General features: G+C 68.2%; 3 protein-coding genes and 1 pseudogene. 2 read left to right on the plus strand and 2 right to left on the minus strand.

The genetic code is table 11. The features are described from left to right. Together pepE and ONA70_RS35105 are read left to right on the plus strand one after the other, a co-directional pair. On the plus strand, window positions 1-670 hold a 670-nt coding region (gene pepE, locus ONA70_RS35100; RefSeq protein WP_265010784.1), incomplete at its 5' end, for a dipeptidase PepE. A 224-nt stretch (window positions 671-894) separates the two neighbouring features. Further along, a complete protein-coding gene (locus ONA70_RS35105; protein ID WP_265010785.1) occupies window positions 895-1,725 on the plus strand; it encodes a hypothetical protein in 831 nt (276 codons plus the stop codon). Here the strand turns inward: ONA70_RS35105 and ONA70_RS35110 are convergent. Together ONA70_RS35110 and ONA70_RS35115 are read right to left on the minus strand one after the other, a co-directional pair. Next, complete coding sequence (locus ONA70_RS35110; RefSeq protein WP_265010786.1) at window positions 1,722-3,578, minus strand: PA domain-containing protein; 1,857 nt, start codon at window positions 3,576-3,578, stop codon at window positions 1,722-1,724. The two genes, ONA70_RS35105 and ONA70_RS35110, sit on opposite strands and share 4 nt — an antisense overlap. Before the next feature lie 209 nt (window positions 3,579-3,787). Further along, window positions 3,788-3,984 (minus strand): annotated as a pseudogene (locus tag ONA70_RS35115) (hypothetical protein); the annotation flags it as partial.

Consider the following 3,984-nt stretch of genomic DNA (forward strand, 5'->3'; position numbering starts at 1 on the left):
TGCGCGTGACGCGATCCTCGAGACACTCGGCGGCCTGCGCTCCATCGTGTTCGTCCCCTTCGCACTCGCCGACCACGACGGCTACACCAAGACGGTCCGCGGGGCCTTGGAGCCGCTCGGCATCACCGTCCGCGGAGCACACGAGGACACGCCGCGCGACCTGGTCGCCGACGCCGAGGCAGTCTTCGTCGGCGGCGGCAACACCTTCCGCCTCGTCAAGGCGATCCACGAACTCGGCCTGATCGACGTCGTGCGCGCCCGGGCGTCCGAGGGGATGCCCTACATCGGGTCGAGTGCCGGCACCAACGTCGCGACGCCGAGCCTGCGTACGACGAACGACATGCCCATCGTTCAACCGCCGTCTTTCGAGACCTTTGGCCTCGTGCCCTTCCAGATCAACCCCCACTACCTCGACCCGGACCCGGCCTCGACGCACCAGGGTGAGACCCGGGAGGAGCGGCTCACCCAGTTCCTCGAGGAGAACGACGTCCCGGTGCTCGCCATGCGCGAGGGCACCTGGCTGCGCGTGAGCGACGGCTCAATGCGACTCGATGGCGTGGCCGCGGGCGCGCGAGTCTTCTGCCGAGGATCCGAGCCGGTCGAGGTTCCGAGCGGCGCCGATGTGATGTGGCTCGTCGAGAGGGTGGGTTCGTTCGATATCGACCGTTGAAGTTGATCAGTCGGACATCCTGGGGTTGTCAACTGCTGCCCGTTGAGTGTTCTTCAAGGCGCCGAGCGGCATGTTTGGTGCCTGGTTGAGCGGGTGCAGGCTGCGAGAGTGTCCCCGCGGCCGATACTGATCAGGGAAGGGTGGATTGGGGGCGGGTGTGCAGACGGTGCAGGGGTATCGTTTCGCGCTGGATCTAACCCCGGCGCAGCAGCGAGCAGCGGTCAGTGCTCGCCCATGCTGGCGCGGCCCGTGTGGCGCACAACTGGGCGTTGGCCCGGGTGAAGGCGGTGTGGGATCAGCGGGCCGCGGAACGCTCTTACGGCGTTGCCGAGGAGGCGCTCACCCCGACGGTGGGTTGGTCGTTGCCGGTGCCGCGTAAGGCGTGGAACGCGGCCAAGGACGACGTCGCGCCGTGGTGGCGGGAATGCTCGAAGGAAGCGTTCAACACCGGCCTGGACGCGCTGGCCCGCGCCTTGAAAAGCTGGCCCGACTCTCGTAGCGGTCGGCGCGCGGGTCGCAAGGTGGGTTTCCCGCGGTTCAAATCCAAGCGCCGCAGCACCCCGACGGTGCGGTTCACCACCGGGGCGATCCGTATCGAACCCGGCCGGAAACATGTGGTGCTGCCCCGGCTCGGCCGGCTGAAATTGCACGAGTCCGCCCGTAAACTCGCCCGCCGTCTCGAAGCCGGCGCGGCCCGGATCATGTCCGCGACCCTGCGGCGTGACGGCGGCCGCTGGCATGTGGCGTTCACCGTGGGGATCGACCCCACCGTCCGGTGCCCGGCCCAGCCGGGCACGGTCGTCGGCGTTGACGTCGGGATCACACATCAGCAGCGACAGGTGGAGCTCGTTGCTGGCGTCGACCGGGCCGTTGAGCTCGGGCAGCCACAGCTCAATGTCTGGCGTTTGGGTGGCTACGGGTACCCCGTGGCGAGGGTGTCGCGCACCCCGCCGAGGCTTCCCTCGAACGAGTTGATCGACCGTGCGGGACGGGTGCTGGGAATGCGGCGGCGCCGCCACCTCCTGGGTGACGGCGCCGCGGTGAGGGCTGTCTAGTTCTTGCCGGTGTACTTGAATACGTACAGCCCGAAGTCGCGATCGCTGGCGAGCACGTACTCGCCACCGGCGCGCTGGAGGATCTGCACGCCCCAGAGGTCGTTGCCGCCCTCGTCGACGAAGTGGCCGACCTCGGTGATCTGGTCGTTCTTGATGCTGAGGACACGCAGCCCTGCGTCGTAGTACGACGCGTACACCAGGTGCGGGTTCTGCTTCGACACGGCTACCTCGTGCACGGTCAGGTTGCCGAATCCGCTGGCGTAGGCAGGGTCCATGCCTTGCTGTACGGCGTAGGTGTCCAGCTCCTGTAGCTTCCCGGTCCCGTTGCGGAACAGGTGCACGTAGCCCCATCCGTCGAAGGTGGCTGCCAGGGTGACGGTGTCGCCGACGGTGCCGACCGGCACTGAGGCCCTGGCCGAGCTCCTCTGGCAGGCCGCCTCGTCGTAGCCGCCGTCCGCGTCCATGATGGACAGGCCGGCCTGCCGATTCACGAAGAAGAACGGCTTGTTGGCCACGACCGACGGGCTCACCAGCGAGCCACAGCCGCCCGACGACCCCGTCCGGTTGAAGACCACCGTCCCCGCGTAGCCGCGCGACTCCGCGTTGGCCGCCATCTCGCTGAAGGCACATCCGCCCCGCTCGACGAGGGCGATGTAGGGACCGCCGGTTGCCGGTGCGGGTGCCGGCGGGTCTGCGTTGCAACCAAGACCGACGAAGATGGCGGTGCCGGAGAGGCTGTCGCCGGTGGGCAGTTGCGCGGTGCCGGCCTGCACCGCCCGGAAATCGCCTCCGTCGTTCGTCGCGACCCGGACCCGGGTTGCCCCGAAGTCTTCGTCGGTGGTCAGCACGTACTGGTCGTTGTGCACGAACTCGGCGTAGTGTCCGTTGCCCTCAGGGCCGAGCGCCACGTCGTTGGTCTCCAACAGCTGCGGGTCGGGGAAGGTGAAGTCGGTGTCGGCGACGTAGCTCGGGTGGGCCGGGTCGGTCACGTCGAGCGCCACATAGCCGGCGTCCCACATGGACAGCAGCATGATCTGCCGATCGCCGTGCTTGCGAACCACCACGTCGTGGAAGAAGACCGTGTCCAGGTCGACACCCGGCTGCAGGATCTGTGGGAACATCCCGGCCACGTCGATGTCGATCACCTGGACCGGGTGCCGCGGGTCGGTGATGTCAAAGATGGGCAGCATCGGCGTACGGCTGTCCGGGAGCACGATGTAGGCCTTGCGGTCCGGTCCGGCCCCGGTCTGCCACATGAACGTGCTGTGGACCGTCCGCGCCCGCGACGTCACCCCCGGCTCGACCGCCCCGAAGCCGTTGGCCAGCATCACGGGGTGCAGGGGGTCGGAAACGTCGACGAGGGTCGCTCCACCCACGGCCGGCGGCGCCGTGGCGTTGGTGCACAGCTCGTTGCTGTACGCCAGCACGTCGCCGGTGAACGCAGGGGTGCTGAACTGGATCGGGTGGATCCCTTCGCCGACGAACGAGCCCGGCGACGCGGCGATGAAGCCGACCTGGCGGGGCTTGCCGAGGTCGGAGATGTCCATGACGTAGACGCCGCCCTCGCACGGATCGCTGTTGAACGCGCCGAGGTACGCGTAGTCGCCGAGCACACCGACGTCGGAGACGACGCCTGCCCGGGCATTGTTCACCCGTGCCTTGCCGACGAGGGTGACGTCCTTGCTGCCCTGGTCGAGGTGGCCCCCCTCGCCACCGTGCTGGTGGCTCTCGAGGACGATACCGCCGTCGTCGAAGGCCTTCGTGTTGTCCGCGCCGGCCGGTCCAACCGTCAGAGCTGTGGCGGCGAGGACGACGGAGAGTAAGATCACGCCTCTGCGGGGTTGCCGCACCATGCGATCACATCCGATCAGGTGAATCCATCAATGTGGCTGATCGGCGCCATGGTAGTCGGCCTGGTGGGGCGGAACCACCCCCTGTCGGGCCTTCCTCACGAGCGGGGGCAATGGGCAAGTCCTGCCGCACTCACTCACGGGCACGGTCAACGCGCCCGTTGTGGCTCCCGTGCGGGTGATTCGCGGAGGAACCGGGCCTGGTGGCGGCGCTACCGCACCACCAGCGTGAACTCGGCGGTACGCACCCTGCCGCCCACCTGGAAGTCGAAGAACATCCGGTACTGGCCGGGACTTGTCGCCGAGAGCCAGAACTTGACCGCGCCGCCGAGGAGCCGCTCCTCCGGGTGGACGTGCACGTACCCGAGGTCGCCTTCACGTAGCACGACAACGTGCCCGTACGCGCCGA

This window comes from Micromonospora yasonensis (assembly GCF_026013475.1).
Classification (GTDB): Bacteria; Actinomycetota; Actinomycetes; order Mycobacteriales; family Micromonosporaceae; genus Micromonospora; species Micromonospora yasonensis.

Coding starts and splice junctions, on each gene's coding strand:
- ONA70_RS35110 (WP_265010786.1), bottom strand. CDS start 3,578: ATGGTGCGGCAACCCCGCAGAGGCGTGATCTTACTCTCCGTCGTCCTC.